Origin of the sequence: Thermomonospora cellulosilytica (assembly GCF_014138835.1) — a bacterium.
Lineage (GTDB): Bacteria > Actinomycetota > Actinomycetes > Streptosporangiales > Streptosporangiaceae > Thermomonospora > Thermomonospora amylolytica.
On sequence record NZ_JACJII010000001.1, the window covers coordinates 4715682 to 4734575 of the forward strand.

Consider the following 18894-nt stretch of genomic DNA (forward strand, 5'->3'; position numbering starts at 1 on the left):
TTCGCGGGGTTCAGCGCTCGCCCAGCTCCCGGTCGATGAGGTCGAAGATCTCTTCGTCGGTCGCGTCCTCGAGCCGGACGGCGACATCGGCGCTCCCGTCGACGCGCGCCAGCAGGTCCCGCAGCCGGCCGGCCAGCCGGACGCGGGCGTCCTCGTCGGCCAGCACCTCGGGCAGCCCGGCCTCCAGCCGGTCCAGTTCCGCCCAGGCGGCCCGGCCGTTCCCGGAACCGTTGCCCGAGCCGTTTCCTGAGCCGTGGCCGTCGCCGTTGACCAGCACCGTGCGCAGATGCCGGGCCAGCGCGTTCGGCGTCGGATGGTCGAACAGCAGGGACGCCGGCAGCCGCCGCCCGGTGACGCCGCCGAGCCGGTTGCGGAACTCGACCGCCGTCAGCGAGTCGAAGCCCATGTCCATGAAGCCCCGGTCGTCGTCGACCAGCTCGCCGCCGGCGTGGCCGAGCGCCGCGGCGGCCTCGGCGCGGACCATGTCGAGCAGGATCCGTTCCTGCTCGCGCTCGGACCGCCCGGCCAGCCGCTCGACCAGGCCGGGTCCGGCGTCGGCGGCCGGTGCCGCGGGCCGGGCCGGCGCCCGCACCAGGCCGCGCAGGACGGCGGGCAGCGCGTCCCGCGCGGCCAGGTCCCGCAGCACCGCGGTGTCGAGCCGGGCGGGGACGACCACGGGCCGGTCACCGGCGACCGCCGCGTCGAACAGGGCGGCGCCCTCCTCGGCGGTGAGCGGGGCGACCCCGGTGCGCGACAGCCGGGCCCGGCCGGCGCGGTCGAGCCGGCCCGCCATGCCGCCGTCCTGGTCCCACAGGCCCCAGGCCAGGGAGACGGCCGGCAGCCCGGCGGCGCGGCGATGCTCGGCCAGCGCGTCCAGGAAGGCGTTGCCGGCCGCGTAGCCGCCCTGCCCGGCGTTGCCCAGCACGCCCGCCAGGGACGAGTAGAGCACGAACGCCGTCAGGTCCATGCCCGCGGTGAGCAGGTGCAGGTTCCACGCCGCGTCCACCTTGGGCCGCAGCACCGTGTCCAGACGCTCGGGGGTCAGCGAGCCCAGCACCCCGTCGTCGAGCACCCCCGCGGTGTGCACGACGGCCGTCAGCGGGTGCTCGGCCGGCACGTCCGCGAGCACCGCGGCGAGCGCCGACCGGTCGGCGGTGTCGCAGGCCGCGATGGTGACCTCGGCGCCCAGGCCGGTGAGCTCGGCCCGCAGCTCGGACGCGCCCGGCGCCTGCGGCCCGCGCCGGCTGACCAGCAGCAGGCGCCGCACCCCGTGCCGGGTCACCAGGTGGCGGGCCGCCTGCGCGCCCAGCGCCCCGGTCCCGCCGGTCACCAGCACCGTGCCCTCCGGCCGGAACGGGAACGCGCCCGGTTCGGCGGCGGCCCGCGCCAGCCGCGGCGCGTGGGCCCGGCCCTCGCGCAACGCCAGCTGCGGCTCGCCGCCCTGGACCGCGGCGGGCAACGCCCGGAGGGAGGCTTCGGCGCCGTCGACGTCGACGAGCACGAAGCGTCCGGGGTTCTCGGTCTGGGCGGTGCGGACCAGGCCCCACACGGCCGCGGCGGCCAGGTCCACGGGGTGCCCGCCGCCCGCCGCGACCGCGCCGCGGGTGACGACCGCCAGCCGGGCGCCGTCCCAGCGCGCGTCGCCGAGCCAGTCCTGCAGCACGGCCAGCACGCGGGCGGTCAGCTCGCGGGCCCCGTCCGCTCCGGGCTCGGCGGCGCCGACCGGGAGCACCACCACGTCCGGTGCGCCCCGCCCCTCGGACAGGGCGGTGCGCAGGGCGTCGAGGTCCTCGTGCGAGGAGAACCCGGGCGGCTCCGCCGCCGGGGCCCCTTCGCCGCAGGCCGCCAGCACCACCCCGTTCGCCGGGGCCGCGGAGGCCGCCGTGACCTGCTCCCATTCGAGCCGGAACAGCGCGTCGCGCACCGTCCGTCCGGCCGCGGCGAGCCGTTCCGCCGCCACCGGCCGTGTCGTCAGCGACTCGGCCGACAGCACCGCGCGTCCCTCGGGATCGACGGCGGTCAGCCGCAGCGTGCCGTCCCCGGTGGCCGTCAGCCGTACGCGCAGGACGTCCGCGCCCTCCCCGGCCACGTCGACGCCGCTCCAGCTGAAGGGCAGCCGGACGGCGTCGTCTCCGTCCGAGCCCGCCAGCGGGTGCAGCGCCGCGTCCAGCAGCGCCGGGTGCAGCGAGAAGCCGCCGTCCGCAAGCTCCCCGGGCAGCGCCGCTTCGGCGTACACGGTGTCACCGGAACGCCACGCCGCCCGCAGCCCGCGGAACGCCGGCCCGTACCCGAGTCCCTGCCGGGCGAGCCCGCTGTAGAGATCGGCCACGTCCACCGGCTCGGCACCGGCGGGCGGCCAGACCTCTCCCACCGGCTCCGGGGGGACGGCCGGGGCCTCGCCGAGCACACCGGAGGCGTGCCGGGTCCAGGGCGAGGTCTCGTCCGGCCGGGCGTGGACGGTCACCTCACGCCGCCCGTCCGGCTGCGGCCCCGACACCGCGACCTGGATGAAGACCTCGCCCTCGTCGTGCAGGACGAGCGGGGCCTCCAGGGTCAGCTCCTCGACCCGCCGCAGCCCCACACGGCCGCCCGCGTGCGCGGCCAGGTCGAGGAACACGGTGCCCGGCACCACGACGGCCCCGTGCACCGTGTGGTCGAGGATCCAGCCGTGCCGCCGCGGCGACACCCGGCCGGTCAGCACCAGACCGTCCCCGTCGGCCAGGTCGACGACGGCCGTGAGCAGCGGATGGCCGGTCGCGCCGAGCCCGGGCCCGGCCGCGTCCGGCGCCGCCGGGGCGAGCCAGTACCGGCTGCGCTGGAACACCGAGGTGGGGATCTCCGTGCGGCGGGCGCCGGGGAGGACCGTGGTCCAGTCCACGGCCGCCCCGTGCGCGACCGCCTCGGCGAGCGCCAGGGCGTAGGACTCCTCCTCGGGCCGTCCCCGGCGCAGCACCGCGGCCCAGGCGAGCGGGCCGGACTCCTCGGCGAGGCACTCGGCGCCGAGCGAGGCCAGCACCCGGTCCGGGCCGAGCTCCAGGAAGGTGGTCACGCCCTGCTCGTGCAGGGTGCGGATGCCGTCGGAGAAGCGGACCGCCTCGCGGGCGTGCCGGGCCCAGTAGTCGGCGGAGGCCAGCTCGCCGCCCTGGGCGATGTCCCCCGTGAGGTTGCTGACCACCGGGATCCGCGGCGGGCGGTGCGTCAGCCGCCCGGCCTCCCGCCGCAGCTCCTCCAGCATCGGATCCATGTGCGGGGAGTGGAACGCGTGCCCCACGCTCAGGCGGCGCGCCCGGCCGCCCTTGCCCTCCCAGGACGCGGCGACCTCCAGCACGGCCGCCTCGTCCCCGGACACCACCGTCGAGGCCGGCCCGTTGATCGCCGCGATGACCGCCCGCCCGTCGGCGGGCAGCAGCGCCTCGACCACGTCCGCCGGGGCGTCCAGCGAGATCATCGCGCCGCCCTCCGGCAGCGCCTGCATCAGCGCGCCGCGCACCGCCGCCAGCGCGGCCGCGTCCGCCAGCGACAGCGCCCCGGACACGTGGGCGGCGGCCAGCTCCCCGACCGAGTGGCCGATCAGGAAGTCCGGGGTCACCCCGTGGTGCTCCAGCAGCCGGAACAACGCCACCTGCAGCGCGAACAGGGCCGGCTGGGCGTAGCGGGTCTGCGCCAGCAGGTCGCCGTCCTCGAACACCACCCGGCGGATCGGCCGTTCCAGGTGCGCGTCGAGGTGTTCGGCGACCTCGTCGAACGCGGCGGCGAAGACCGGATGCGCGGCGTACAGCCCGCGTCCCATGCCGGGACGCTGGCTGCCCTGGCCGGTGAACATGAACGCGATCCGGCCGCCCGGCCTGCCGCGCACCACGGCCGGCGACCGCTCGCCGGCCGCCAGCGCCCGCAGCCCGTCCCGCAGCCCGTCCCGGTCGGCGGCGACGACGACCGCCCGCTGCTCGAACGCCGGCCGGGTGGTGGCCGACGAGAACCCGATGTCGGCGGGCTCGGCCTCGGGATGGGCGTCCAGGTGGTCGCGCAGCCGGCGGGCCTGCTCGGCCAGCGCGTCCCGGGTGCGGGCCGAGACCGGCACCAGCACCGGGGTCCCGGCCGGCGGGCCGGCCGCGGGCTCCTCGGGGACGTCGGGCGCCTGCTCCAGGATCACGTGGGCGTTGGTGCCGCTGATGCCGAAGGCGGAGACCCCCGCCCGCCGCGGCCGGTCGCCGTCCGGCCAGGCGGTCTGCTCGGTGAGCAGCGAGATCGCCCCGGAGCTCCAGTCGACGTGCCGGGTCGGCCGGGTCACGTGCAGGGTCCGGGGCAGCACGCCGTGCCGCATCGCCTGCACCATCTTGATCACCCCGGCGACGCCCGCCGCCGCCTGCGTGTGCCCGAGGTTGGACTTGAGCGAGCCGAGCAGCAGCGGCCGTTCCCGGTCCCGCCCGTAGACGGCCAGCAGCGCCTGCGCCTCGATCGGGTCGCCGAGGGAGGTGCCGGTGCCGTGCGCCTCCACCGCATCGACCTCGCCGGGGGTCAGCCCGGCGGCGGCCAGCGCCTGCCGGATGACCCGCTGCTGGGACGGGCCGTTGGGAGCCGTCAGGCCGTTGCTGGCGCCGTCCTGGTTGACCGCCGAGCCGCGGACCAGCGCCAGGACGCGGTGCCCGCGCCGGCGCGCGTCCGACAGCCGTTCGACGACCAGCACACCGGCGCCCTCCGACCAGGCGGTGCCGTCGGCGTCGTCGGAGAACGCCTTGCACCGCCCGTCCGCCGACAGCCCCCGCTGCCTGCTGAACTCCACGAACAGCTCCGGAGTGGCCATCACGGTGACCCCGCCGACCAGGGCCAGCGAGCACTCCCTGCCGCGCAGCGCCTGGGCGGCCAGGTGCAGGGCCACCAGCGACGACGAGCAGGCGGTGTCCACGGTGATGGCCGGGCCCTCCAGCCCCAGCGCGTAGGCCACCCGGCCGGAGGCCACGCTGCCGGTGTTCCCGGTGGCCAGGTAGCCCTCCAGTTCGTCGGGCACGGCGCCCGGCCGGGCGTCGTAGCCGTTCTTGAACAGCCCGGCGAACACCCCGGTGTCCGAGCCGCGCAGGCTCAGCGGGTCGATGCCCGCCCGCTCCACCGCCTCCCAGGCGACCTCCAGCAGCAGCCGCTGCTGCGGGTCGGCGGCCAGCGCCTCGCGCGGGCTCATGCCGAAGAACCCGGCGTCGAACTCGGTGGCGCCCTCCAGGAACCCGCCGCGGCGGGTGTAGGTCCTGCCGGGGCGCTCGGGGTCGGGATCGTACAGGCCGTCCACGTCCCAGCCGCGGTCGGCGGGGAACTCGCCGGTGACGTCGGCGCCGTCGAGCACCGCCCGCCACAGGTCCTCGGGGGAGCCGATCCCGCCGGGGAAGCGGCAGGCCATCCCGACGATCGCGAGCGGCTCGTCGGTCCGCGGCCGTGGGGCCGGGGCCGGCGCCGCCGACGGGGCGGGCTCGCCGCCGCCCAGTTCGGCGTTCAGGAAGGCGGCCAGCGCGGCCGGGGTGGGGTGGTCGAACACCAGCGTGGCGGGCAGCTTCAGCCCGATCGCGGCGGAGAGCCGGTTGCGCAGCTCCACCGAGGTGAGCGAGTCGATGCCCAGCTCGGTGAACGGCTGCTCGGCGGGCACCGCGCCGGCGTCGGCGTGCCCGAGGATCCCGGCGAGCTGGGTGCGCACGATGCCCAGCAGCTCCTCGGCGCGCCGCTCGGGCGGCAGCCCGGCCAGCCGGTTCTCCGGCGCGGCGGCGGTCCCGGCCGCGGCCGGGGCGGTCGCGGCCGGGGCGCGCCGCAGCCGGGGCCGGACCAGCCCGCGCAGCATCGGCGGGATCCGCGGCTCGTCGCGCGGGGTGACCGGGTCGAGCCGGAACGGGACCAGCACGGCCTCGTCGCGGCCGAGCGCGTCGTCGAACAGCTCCAGGCCGCGCGCGGCGTCCATCGGCAGGATGCCGGCGCGGGCCAGCCGGGCCAGTTCGGCCGTGCCCAGGTGCCCGGTCATCTCGCTGGCCTGCTCCCACAGGCCCCAGGCCAGCGAGACGGCGGGCAGCCCGTCGGCGCGGCGCCGCGCGGCCAGCCCGTCCAGGTAGGCGTTGGCCGCGGCGTAGGCCGCCTGGCCCGCGGTGCCCAGGGTCCCGGCGATCGAGGAGAACAGCACGAACGCCGACAGGTCGTGCTCGGCGGTCAGCTCGTGCAGGTTGCGGGCGGCGTCGGCCTTGACCCGCAGCAGCGCGGCGACGCGCTCGTCGGTCAGGGCGGTCAGCGGGGCGTCGTCCAGCACCCCCGCGGCGTGGATCACCGCGGTCAGCGGATGCTCGGCCGGAACGCCGGCCAGCAGCTCCGCCAGGGCGTCGCGGTCGGCGGCGTCGCAGGCCGCGACGGTCACCTCGGCGCCGAGCCCGCCCAGTTCCTCGGCCAGCTCGTAGGCGCCCGGCGCCGCCGGCCCGCGGCGGCTCACCAGCAGCAGGTGCCCCACCCCGTGCGCGGTCACCAGATGCCGCGCCAGCAGGGCGCCGAGCGTGCCGGTCCCGCCGGTGATCAGCACCGTGCCGCCGGGCCGGAACGCGGGCGCGCCGGGCTCCCGCCGCGCCGGCACCCGGGCCAGGCGGGGGGCGAACAGGGCCCCGGCCCGCACGGCGAGCTGCGGCTCGCCGGCCCCGGCCCGCACCGCCTGCGGCAGCAGGCGCGGCGAGTCCGCCGACCCGTCCAGGTCGACCAGCGCGAACCGGCCGGGCTGCTCGGTCTGCGCGACCCTGATCAGGCCCCACACCGCCGCCTGGGCCGGGTCGGCCACCCGGTCGCCGGGGCGGGCGGCCAGCGCCTCCCGGGTCACCAGCACCAGCCGTGCCCCGTCGAGGCGGTCGTCGGCCAGCCAGCGCTGTGCCAGGTCCAGGGTCCAGGCGACCGCGTCGGCGGTTCCGGCGGGCACCGGGGCGACGACGACCTCGGGTGCGGCGGCGGCCGCGTCCTCCAGGGACCCGACCCGTGCGGCCCCCGGCAGCAGGTCGTCGCCCAGCACCACGACGGAGGGCTCGTCGCCCTCGGCGGCGACGGCGGACCACTCGACCCGGTACAGCGCCCCGGCGGCGTGCCGTGCGGGCGCCTGCGCCGTCATCGGCCGCAGGACCAGGGACTCGACGACGGCGACGGGATCGCCCGCCGGGGTGGACGCCCACAGCGCCACCTCGCCGCGCGCTCCCGGCGAGAGCCGGACCCGCAGGGCCGTCGCCCCGGCCGACAGCAGCGACACCCCCGTCCACGAGAACGGCAGCACGCCGTCGGCCCGGTCGCCGAGCAGCCCGAGGACGATCGGGTGCAGCGCGGCGTCCAGCAGCGCCGGGTGCAGCCCGAATTCCGGTGCCGCGCCGTCGGCGTCCGCGGCGTCCGGACCGGGCAGCGCGATCTCGGCGTAGACGTCCTCGCCGTGCCGCCAGGCCGCGCGCAGCCCCTGGAACGCCGGGCCGTAGGCGTAGCCCTTGTCCGCCAGGCGCTCGTAGGCGCCGTCCAGGTCGACGGCCGTGGCGCCGGGCGGCGGCCACGCCTCCTCCTCGGGCCATCGCGCCGCCGGGGCGGCCTGCGCGACCCAGCCGGTGGCGTGCCGGGTCCACGGCTCGTCCGGGGCGGCGTCGGCGGGCCGCGCGTGCACGCCGACCGGGCGCCGCCCGCCGTCCGGCGTCCCGATCTCGATCTGCAGCAGCACGTCGCCGTCGCCGCTCAGCGTCAGCGGCGCCTGCAGCGTCAGCTCCTCGACGTGGTCGCAGCCGACCTCGCGGGCGGCGTGCAGCACCGCCTCCAGCACGGCGGCCCCCGGCAGCAGCACCGTTCCGGCGACCGCGTGGTCGGCCAGCCAGGGCATGTCGCGCAGCGACACCCGGCCGCTGAACAGCCGCTCGTCGCGGCCGGCCGGGCTCAGCGCGGCCCCCAGCAGCGGGTGCCCGGCGGACTCGAGCCCGGCCGCGGCCACGTTCGCCGCGGTCTCGGCGGGGGTCTCCAGCCAGTACCGGCTCCGCTGGAAGGGGTAGGTCGGCAGGTCCACCCGCCGGGCGCCGGGCAGGGCGGCGGCCCAGTCCACCGGGACCCCGGCGGTGTACGCCTCGGCCACCGACGCCAGGAACCGGTCCAGGCCGCCCTCCTCGCGGCGCAGCGACCCGACGGCGACGGCGCCCGAACGCCCGGCGGCGTCGATGCTCTCCTGGAGGCCCACGGTGAGCACCGGATGCGGGCTGACCTCGATGAACGCGCCGTGCCCGCGGTCCAGCAGCGCCCGGGCCGCGGCCGCGAACAGCACCGGCTCGCGCAGGTTCCGGTACCAGTAGGCGGCGTCCAGGTCGGTGCCCTGCACGGGCCCGCCGGTGACGCTGGAGTAGAACGGGATCCGGGTCGGCCGGGGCTCGATCGGCGCCAGCAGCTCCAGCAGGTCGTCCCGGACGGCCTCGACGTGCGGGGAGTGCGAGGCGTAGTCCACCGGCACCAGCCGGAACCGGACCCCCTCGGCCTCGCATTCGGCGCCGAACAGCTCCAGCGCCTCCCGGTCGCCGGAGACCACGGTGGAGGCCGCCCCGTTGACGGCGGCCACGGCGAGCCTGCCCTCCCAGCGCGCCAGGCGTTCGGCGGTCTGCTCGGCCGGCAGCGCGACCGACGCCATGCCGCCGCTGCCCGACAGCCGGGCCAGCGCCCGGCTGCGGAGCGCGACCGCGCGGGCGGCGTCGTCGAGGGACAGCGCCCCCGCCACGTGGGCGGCGGCGATCTCGCCCTGCGAGTGGCCGACGACGGCGGCGGGCTCGACCCCGTAGGACCGCCACAGCCCGGCCAGCGACACCATCACCGCGAACAGGGCGGGCTGCACGACGTCCACCGACTCCAGCGCGGCCTCGTCCGCCAGCACCTCCGTCAGCGACCACGGCACGTGCCGGGCCAGCGCGTCACCGCAGGCCCGCAGGTGCTCGGCGAACACCGGGGAGCGTTCGGCCAGCTCCAGCGCCATGCCCGGCCACTGGGAGCCCTGCCCGGGGAAGACGAACACCGCCTTGCCGACGTCGGCGGCGACCCCCGGCGGCGGCTCCGCCGTCCCGGCCGCCACCGCCTCCAGCCCGCCCAGCAGCTCGGCGCGGTCGCCGCCGAGGACCACGGCGCGGTGCTCGAACGCGGTCCGGCCGGTGGCCAGGGACAGGCCCACGTCGGCGGGGTCCAGGTCGGCGTCGGCGGCGATCCGGTCGCGCAGCCGTTCCGCCTGCGCCCGCAGCGCCTGCTCGGTACGGGCCGAGATCACCCAGGGGATGACGGAGGGAGCGGGGCGGGCGGGCTCGGCGGCGGGCTCGGCGGCGGGCGGCTGCTCCAGGATGACGTGGGCGTTGGTGCCGCTCACCCCGAAGGAGGACACCGCCGCGCGGCGCGGCCGGTCCCGCTCCTCGGGCCAGGGGGTGGGCTCGGTGAGCAGCCGCACCGCGCCCGCCGACCAGTCCACGTGCGGGGTGGGCTCCTCGACGTGCAGGGTCCGCGGCAGCATCCCGTGCCGCATCGCCATGATCATCTTGATCACGCCGGCGGCGCCCGCGGCGGCCTGGGTGTGGCCGATGTTGGACTTGAGCGACCCGAGCCACAGCGGCCGGTCGCGGTCCCGTCCGTAGGCGGCCTGCAGCGCCTGGGCCTCGATCGGGTCGCCCAGGGTGGTGCCGGTGCCGTGCGCCTCGACCGCGTCCACGTCCGCGGGTGACAGCCCGGCCTGGGCGAGCGCCTGGCGGATCACCCGCTCCTGGGCGGGACCGCTGGGCGCGGTGAGCCCGTTGCTGGCGCCGTCCTGGTTGACGGCGGTGCCGCGGACGACGGCCAGCACCGGGTGTCCGTTGCGGCGGGCGTCCGACAGCCGCTCCAGCAGCAGCATGCCCGCGCCCTCACCCCAGCCGGTCCCGTCGGCGGTCGAGGAGAACGGCTTGCAGCGGCCGTCGGGGGACAGCGCCCGCTGCCGGCTGAACTCCACGAACGTGCTCGGCGTGGACATCACGGTGGCGCCGCCCGCCAGCGCCAGGTCGCACTCGCCGTTGCGCAGCGCCTGCACCGCCAGATGCAGCGCCACCAGCGAGGACGAGCAGGCGGTGTCGACCGTGACGGCCGGTCCCTGCAGGCCGAACACGTACGACAGCCGGCCGGAGGCGACGCTGCCCCGGCTGCCGTTGCCCAGGTAGCCCTCCAGGCTGCCCGGCGCCCGCCGCACCCGGGTGCCGTAGTCGAAGTACATGATCCCGGTGAACACCCCCGTCGCGCTGCCGTGCAGGCTCGACGGGTCGATCCCGGCGCGTTCCATCGCCTCCCAGGCCGTCTCCAGCAGCAGCCGCTGCTGGGGGTCCATCGCCAGCGCCTCGCGCGGGCTGATCCCGAAGAACGCGGGGTCGAACAGGTCGGCGTCGTACAGGAAACCGCCGGACCGCGTGTAGGACGTGCCGGGGTGGTCCGGGTCGGGGTCGAACAGCCGGTCCAGGTCCCAGCCGCGGTTGCCTGGGAACGGCCCGATCGCGTCGGTCCCCGTCGCCACCAGCTCCCACAGCTCCTCGGGGGTGGTGACCCCGCCCGGGTAGCGGCATCCCACGCCCACGATCACGACGGGGTCGGTGGAGTCGGCGGCCGCGGCGGGCTCCCGGACGGAGATCCGCGGCTCGGCCTCGGCCGCCCCCAGCGCCAGGTCGCGCAGGCGGTCCACCAGCGAGGCGGGCGTGGGATGGTCGAACACCAGCGTCGCCGGCAGCCGCAGGCCGGTCGCGGCGATCAGCCGGTTGCGCAGCTCCACCGAGGTCAGCGAGTCGAAGCCGAGTTCCTTGAAGGCCCGCGCCAGGTCGATCGACTCCGGGGTCGCGTGCCCCAGCACGGTCGCCACCTGCGCCCGGACCAGTTCGAGCACCGCGTGGTCGCGTTCGGCCTCCGGCAGCTCCGCCAGCCGGGCGCTCCACGAGGACGACGCGGCGGCCGGCCCGGCGGCCCGGTCCGCCCGCGTCCCGGCCGGTCCCCGCAGGATCGCGGGCGCGGCCTCGCCCCCGGCGCGGGCCGCGGCCAGGTCCAGCCGGGCGGGCAGGGCGAACGGCGCGTCCAGCCGCAGCGCCAGGTCGAACAGCTCCAGTCCCAGGTCGGTGGGCAGCGGCAGCAGGCCCCCGCGGCCCATCCGGGCGATGTCGCGCTCGTCCAGCCGCCCGGCCATCCCGCCGTCCTGCTCCCACAGGCCCCAGGCCAGCGAGATCGCGGGCAGGCCGAGCGCCCGCCGGTGCCGGGCGAGGGCGTCCAGGAAGGCGTTGGCCGCCGTGTAGCCGGCCTGGCCGGGGTTGCCGAGCGTGGCGGTCACCGAGGAGAACAGCACCAGCGCCGTCCCGGGCATGTCCCGGGTGAGCTCGTGCAGGTGCCAGGCGGCGTCGACCTTGGGCCGCAGCACCGCGTCCACCCGTTCCGGCGTCAGGGAGGTGAGGATCCCGTCGTCGAGGGTGCCCGCGGCGTGCACGACCGCGGTGAGCGGGTGCTCGGCGGGGATCGCGGCGAGCAGCTCCGCCAGCGCGTCGCGGTCGGCGGTGTCGCACGCCGCGACGGTGGCCTCCGCCCCGAGCTCGCGCAGCCGGGCGACCAGCTCGGCGGCGCCCTCGGCGCGCGGGCCGCTGCGGCTGGTCAGCAGCAGGCGCCGGACGCCGTGCCCGGTCACCAGCCGCTCGGCCACCAGCCGGCCCAGCGAACCGGTGCCTCCGGTGACCAGCACCGTGCCGTCCGGGTCCGGGCGGGCGGCGTCGTCGTGTACGGCCGGGGCGGTCATCCGGGCGACCCGGGGCGCGAACGCCCGGCCCTCGCGGAGCGCGAGCTGCGGCTCCCCGGCCGCCACGGCCGCGACGACCGCGTCCCGGGACGCGTCGGTGCCGTCGACGTCGACCAGGACCAGGCGGCCGGGATGTTCGGTCTGCGCGGTCCGCACCAGCCCCCAGGCGGGTGCCTGGGCGAGTCCGGGAACGTCGTCGTCGGATGCCGTCGCCACCGCGCCCCGGGTGAGGACGACCAGGGTGGACGCGGCGAGCCTGTCGTCGGCGAGCCATTCCTGCACCGTGCGCAGCACCTCGGCGGCGGTCGCGTGCGCCTGCTCGGCGACGTTCCCCTCCGCCGGGGGCCGCACCGGGAGCACCAGCACCTCGGGGGGCGGCGCCCCCTCGTCGAGGGCGGCCCTGACGGCGTCGAGCCCGCGATGGCGAACGCCGGGCAGCACGGCCGCGTCGCCGTCCGCCAGCACCGTCCATCCTTCCCCGGCCGTCGCCGGGCCGGTCGGGACGGGCGTCCACTCGACCGAGAACAGCGCGTCCCGGTGCCGCGCCCCCGTCAGGCGGCCGGGGTCCGCCTCCCGCAGCGTGAGCCGGTCGACGGTGATCACCGGCGCACCGGCCGGGTCGGTGATGACCAGCGACACCGTGTCGGCGTCCGCCGGGCGGACGCGGACCCGCAGGTCGGTGCCACCGGCGGCGTGCCGGGTCACCCCGGTCCAGGCGAACGGCAGCCGAGGGGCCGCCGCGGAGCCGTCGTCGGCGCCGTTCAGGACCGCCAGATGCAGCGCGGCGTCGAACAGGGCCGGGTGGACGCCGAACGCCGCGTCGTCGTCGCCCGCTCCCGGGAAGAGCCGCAGGTCGGCGACGAGTTCGCCGCCGTCCCGCCAGGCGGCCCGGACGCCCTGGAACGCGGGCCCGTACGCGTATCCCTGGGCGTCGAGCCGCGCGTACAGGTCGGCGACGTCGACGGGCAGGGCCGCGTCGGACAGGGCGGTGTCGTCGGCGGTCCCGGCGGCCGCGGGGGCGAGCCGGCCGCCGGCGTGCCGGGTCCACGGCATGTCGGGATCGGCGTCGGGACGCGAGTGGACGCTGACGGCGCGGCGGCCGGTCTCGTCGGGGGCGGCCACCGTGACCTGCAGCCGCACGGCGCCCTCGCCGTCGAGCGGCAGCGGGTTCTCCAGCACCAGCTCCTCGAGCCGTCCCGCGCCGAGCTGCTCGCCCGCGTGCAGGACCATCTCGACGAACGCGGTCCCGGGCAGGAGCACCGTGCCCGCGATCACGTGGTCGGCGAGCCAGGGGTGCGTGTCGAGCGACAACCGCCCGGAGAACACGGCGCTGCCGCCCTCCGCCAGGTCCAGGGACGCCCCGAGGAACGGGTGCCCGCTCGTGCCCAGGCCCAGCGCGGCCGGGTCCTGGGAGCCCGAGGGGCTGATCCAGAAGCGCGTCCTCTCGAAGGGATAGGTGGGGAGCGGGGTGTGCTTTCCGGGGGTGAGCCGCCGCCAGTCGACGGTCGGGCCGGTGGCGTGGATTTCGGCGACGGCCTTGAGGAACTGGTCGGCGGCGGGCTTCCTGGGGTTCTGCAGGGAGACGACGGTGGCGGTGTCGTCGTCGAGGGTCTGGTGGGTGGGGGCGGTGAGCGCGGGCTTGGGGGTGATCTCGAGGTAGTGGGCGACGCCGTTCTCGTGAAGGGTCTGGACTCCCTGCCGGTAGTGCACGGTCCGGCGGATGTGGTCGGTCCAGTAGCGGGGGGTGGTGATGTGGCCGGGGTCGGCGATCTGACCGGTCAGGTTCGAGACGACGGGAACGGCGGGCGGGTGGTAGGTGACGGTTTCGGCGACGGCGTGGAAGTCGTCGAGGATGCCGTCCATGTGCGCGGAGTGGAAGGCGTTCTGGACGCGCAGGGACGTGGTGCGGACACCGTGTTCGGCCAGGTGCTCCGCCAGATCCCGCAGGGCGTAGGGGGCACCGGACAGCACCGTGTTGGTGGGGGAGTTGACGGCGGCGACGGCCACGCTCGGATGCCGCTCCAGCAGCGGGGTGAGGACGTCGGCCGGAGCGTGGGCGGCCAGCATGGCGCCGGGCGGGGTGCCGTGCATCAGCCGGGCGCGGGCGGCGACCAGGCGTGCGGCGTCCTCCAGCGACCAGACTCCGGCGAGGTGGGCGGCCGACAGTTCGCCCAGGGAGTGGCCGATCAGCAGGTCGGGACGCAGGCCGAGGTGCTCCAGCAGCCGGTGGGAGGCGACGTGGAAGGCGAACAGGGCCGGCTGGGTGTAGCGGGTCTGGTCCAGCAGCGTCCCGTCGTCGTTGAACAGCAGGTGCTTGATCGGCTGGTCCAGGTGCCGGTCGAGATGTTCGGCGACCTCGTCGAGGGCCTCGGCGAACACCGGGAAGGCCTGGTACAGGCCGCGTCCCATGCCCGGATGCTGGCTGCCCTGCCCGGAGAACAGGAAGGCCACCTTGCCCGGTCGGGCGGCGCCGCGGGCAATGCGATCGCCGGGATCCCCGTCGGCGAAGGCCGCCAGATCCTCTGCCAGCGTGTCGTGGTCGTCGGCGAGGAACACGGCACGGTGGGAGAACACCGGCCGGTGGGCCAGGGTGCGCGCGATGTCGGCCAGCGGAACGTCGCCGTTGTCCCGCACGTGGTCCAGCAGCCGCCGGGCCTGGTCGCCGAGCGCCCGATCGTTCCTGCCGGACAGCACGACGGGCAACGGATGTCCGGGCCGCCCCGCGGATCCGGCCGGCTCCTCCGGAGCGGAAGGCGGCTCTTCGATGATGAGGTGGGCGTTGGTGCCGCTGATCCCGAAGGACGACACCGCCGCGCGGCGGGGGCGCTCCTCGTCGCGGGGCCAGGGGACGGGTTCGCTGAGGAGGCGGACGTCTCCGGCGTCCCAGTCGATGTGGGGGCTGGGTTCGTCGGCGTGCAGGGTGCGCGGCAGCAGTTCGTGCCGCATCGCCATGATCATTTTGATGACGCCGGCGACGCCCGCGGCGGCCTGGGTGTGGCCGATGTTGGATTTGACGGATCCGAGCCACAGCGGCCGGTCGCGGTCCTGCCCGTAGGTGGCCTGCAGGGCGTGGGCCTCGATGGGGTCGCCGAGGGTGGTGCCGGTGCCGTGGCCTTCGACCGCGTCGATGTCGGCGGGCCGCAGGCGGGCGGAGGCCAGGGCCTGCCGGATCACCCGCTGCTGGGCGAGACCGTTCGGCGCCGTCAGGCCGTTGCTGGCGCCGTCCTGGTTGACGGCGGTGGCGCGGATGACCGCGAGGACCGGGTGCCCGTTGCGGCGGGCGTCCGACAGGCGTTCCAGCAGCAGCACGCCGACGCCCTCGGCCCAGCCGGTGCCGTCGGCCGCCGCCGAGTACGCCTTGCACCGCCCGTCCGCCGACAGCCCCCGCTGCCTGCTGAACTCCACGAACATGCCCGGCGTCGCCATGACCGTCGCCCCGCCGGCCAGCGCCAGGCCGCACTCGCCGTTGCGCAGCGCCTGCACCGCCAGATGCACCGCCACCAGCGACGAGGAGCAGGCCGTGTCCACCGTGACCGCCGGGCCCTCGAACCCGAACGTGTAGGCCACCCGGCCGGAGATGATGCTCGGCGAACCGCCCGTCAGCAGATACCCGCCGTACCCGCCGCCCTGGTCGTGCAGCCGCGGGCCGTAGTCCATCCCGGTCGCGCCCACGAACACGCCCGTCGGGCTGCCGCGCAGGGACGACGGGTCGATCCCCGCCCGCTCCAGCGCCTCCCAGGAGGTCTCCAGCAGCAGCCGCTGCTGCGGATCCATCGCCAGCGCCTCACGCGGGCTGATCCCGAAGAACTCCGGATCGAACGACGCCGCCTCCCGCAGGAAGCCGCCCGCCCGCGCGTACGTGGTCCCCGGATGGTCGGGGTCGGGATGGAACAGGCGCCGCAGGTCCCAGCCGCGATCGGCGGGGAAGGGGCCCACGACGTCCGCGCCGGACGCCACCAGCTCCCACAGCGCCTCCGGGCCCGCCGCCCCGCCGGGGTAGCGGCAGCCGATGCCCACGATGGCGATCGGCTCGTCGGCGTCCGCGCCCCCCGGCACGACGGCGGCGGCGCCGGCGTCCTGGCCGTGCAGCTCGGCGTGCAGCCACGAGACCAGCGCCGCGGGCGTCGGATGGTCGTACACCAGCGTGTCGGGCAGCCGCATCCCGAGCGTCTCGGCGAGCCGGTTGCTCAGCTCCACCGCGAGCATCGAGTCCAGGCCCAGTTCCTTGAACGGCCGGTCCGGCGCGATCTCGCCGGCGTCGCCGTGCCCCAGCACCAGCGCCACCTGGGCGCGGACCAGATCCAGCAGGTCGCGTCCGCCGTCCGGCGCCGGGGCCGGGCCGGACGGCGGAGCATCCTGCGCGGAGGCGGACGCAGGCTCTGCGGAGGCCGGGGCGTGCTCCCCGGAACGGTCCGGTACGGCGCCGAGCCAGTGACTGCGCCGTTCGAAGGCGTAGGTCGGCAGCCCGGGCAGCCGGAACGGGCCGCCCGCCAGGACCTCCCAGTCGAGGGGCACGCCCGCGGTGTGCGCCTGGGCCAGCGCCCGGACGAGGGTCTCGGCCTCGGGCCGGTTGCGGCGCATCGTGGCGATGACGTCCGGCCGCTCGTCCGGTGCGCCGTCGAGACAGCCGCGGACCAGCGGGGCCAGGACCGCGTCGGGGCCGATCTCGACGAAGGCGGCGACGCCGTGGTCGCGCAGCGCGCGGACGTCGTCGTGGAAGCGCACCGTCCCGCGGATGTGCCGGACCCAGTAGTCCGCCGAGCCCAGCTCCTCGTCGGTGGCCTGGATCCCGGTGACGTTCGACATCACCGGGATCCGCGCCGGCCGGAACGACAGCCCCGCCGCGACCTCGCGGAACTCCTCCAGGATCGGGTCCATGTGGTGGGAGTGGAAGGCGTGGCTGACCCGCAGCCGGACGGTCTTGCGGCCCTGCTCGCGCCATGCCTCGGCCAGGGCCAGCACCGCCTCCTCGTCACCGGACACCACCGTGGAGGCGGGGCCGTTCACGGCCGCGATCTGCACGCGGTCCGACCACCCCTCCAGCAGCTCCGCGACCTCCTCCTCCGAGGCGCGGACGGAGAGCATCGCGCCGCCCGCGGGCGCGGCCTGCATGAGACGGCCGCGGGCCGTCACCATGGCGCACGCGTCCTCCAGGGACAGCACGCCGGCGACGTGGGCGGCGGCCAGCTCGCCGACCGAATGCCCGATCAGCGCGCCGGGCCGCAGGCCCCATCCCTCCAGCACCCGGTACAGCGCCACCTCGAACGCGAACAGGGCGGGCTGCGTCACCGCCGTCTGGTCGAGCCGGGCCGCCTCCGGGGTGCCCGGCGCCGCGAACATCAGGTCCTTGAGCCCCGGGTCCAGGTGGGCCAGCACCTCGTCCAGGGCGGCGGCGAAGGCGGGCACCGTCTCGTACAGCTCACGGCCCATCCCGGCGCGCTGCGCGCCCTGCCCGGAGAACACCACCACGGTCTCGCCCTGCCGCGCCCGGCCCTGGACGACGTCGGCCGACGCCGTCCCCTCCGCGACGGCGTCCAGCCCGCGCAGCAGGGCCTCCCGGTCGGCGCCCAGGACGGCCGCGCGGTGCGCGAACGCCGTCCGTGAGGTGGCCAGCGCGGCGGCGACGCCGTCCAGGTCGGCGTCGTCACCGGCGTCGGCCAGGAAGTCGCGCAGGCGCCGGGCCTGGCCGCGCAGCGCCTCCGGGCCGCGGGCCGAGATCAACCAGGGCACCGGCCGCAGGGCCGGGGAGGGCCGCCGCGGGACCCGGACGGCCGGCGGCTCGCCGACCACCAGGTGGCAGTTGGTCCCGCCCATGCCGAACGAGCTCACCCCGGCGATGAGCGGCCGGTCCTCCCGGGGCCACGGCTCGGTCGAGGTCTGCACCCGCAGGTTGAGCGAGTCCAGCGGGATGTCGGGGTTGGGGGTCTCGAAGTTCAGGCTCGGCACCAGCCGGCGGTGCCGGATGGACAGCACCGTCTTGAGCAGGCCCACGATGCCGGCCGCGCCCTCCAGATGCCCCACGTTGGTCTTGGCTGAGCCGACCCGCAGCGGATCGCCCGCGGGCCGCCGCGAGCCCAGCGCCGCCCCCAGCGCCGCCGCCTCCACCGGGTCGCCGCGCCGCGTGCCGGTCCCGTGCAGCTCCACGTACTGCACGTCCGCCGGCGCCACCCCCGCCCGGTCGTAGGCCCGGCGCAGCACGTCCTCCTGGGCGGCCGCGCTCGGCACCGTCAGCCCCTCGGCCGGGCCGTCGTTGTTGATCGCCCCGCCGAGGATCACGCAGTACACCGGGTCGCCGTCGGCCAGGGCGCGCGCCAGCGGCTTGAGCACGACGACGGCGCCGCCCTCGCCCCGCACGTACCCGTTGGCGCGGGCGTCGAAGGTGTGGCACCGCCCGTCCGGCGACAGCGCCCCGAACCGGCCGGTGGCCACGGCGCTCTCGGCCAGGATGTTGAGGTTGACGCCCCCGGCGATCGCCAGGTCCGACTCGCCGGCGCGCAGGCTCTCGGCCGCCAGGTGCACGGCCACCAGCCCCGACGACTGCGCCGCGTCCACGACCAGGCTGGGGCCGCGCAGGCCGAGCGCGTAGGAGACCCGGTTGGCGATCAGGCTGCGGTGCAGCCCGGTGACGGTGTGCGGGGTGATCGCCGCGGCGCCCTGCCGGTCGGCCAGCATGGCGTAGTCGTCCCAGATCGCCCCCATGAACACCCCGGTCCGGGCGCCGTGCAGCTCCTGCGGGACGATCCCGGAGTCCTCCAGCGCCTCCCAGCTCAGCTCCAGCATGAGCCGCTGCTGCGGGTCCATGCCGGCGGCCTCGCGCGGCGAGATGCCGAAGAACGCGGCGTCGAAGCCGTCGAGGTCGGGCAGGAACGCCCCGTGCCGGGGGGCGCCCTCGGCGTTCCAGCGTCCCTCGGGGACCTCGGTGACGGCGCTGCGGCCCTCCCGCAGCAGCCGCCAGAACGCGGCCGGGTCGGGGGCCATGGGAAGCCGGCAGGCGATGCCGATGATCGCGATCGCGCCCTCGTCGCGTACGGACTCAGTCTCACTCCACATGATCCGGCACCTCTCGGCTGTGGCGGCGGGATGACCGTCCCGGCCAGGCTGCCGGGGGGTGCTATAGG

1 protein-coding gene is annotated in these 18894 nt (G+C 77.0%); it reads right to left on the minus strand.

Annotation, left to right across the window (positions count from 1 at the left end; genetic code table 11):
• Positions 1-10: 10 nt before the first annotated feature.
• Complete coding sequence (locus tag HNR21_RS22150; RefSeq protein ID WP_182706706.1) at positions 11-18826, minus strand: type I polyketide synthase; 18816 nt, start codon at positions 18824-18826, stop codon at positions 11-13.
• Positions 18827-18894: the final 68 nt, after the last annotated feature.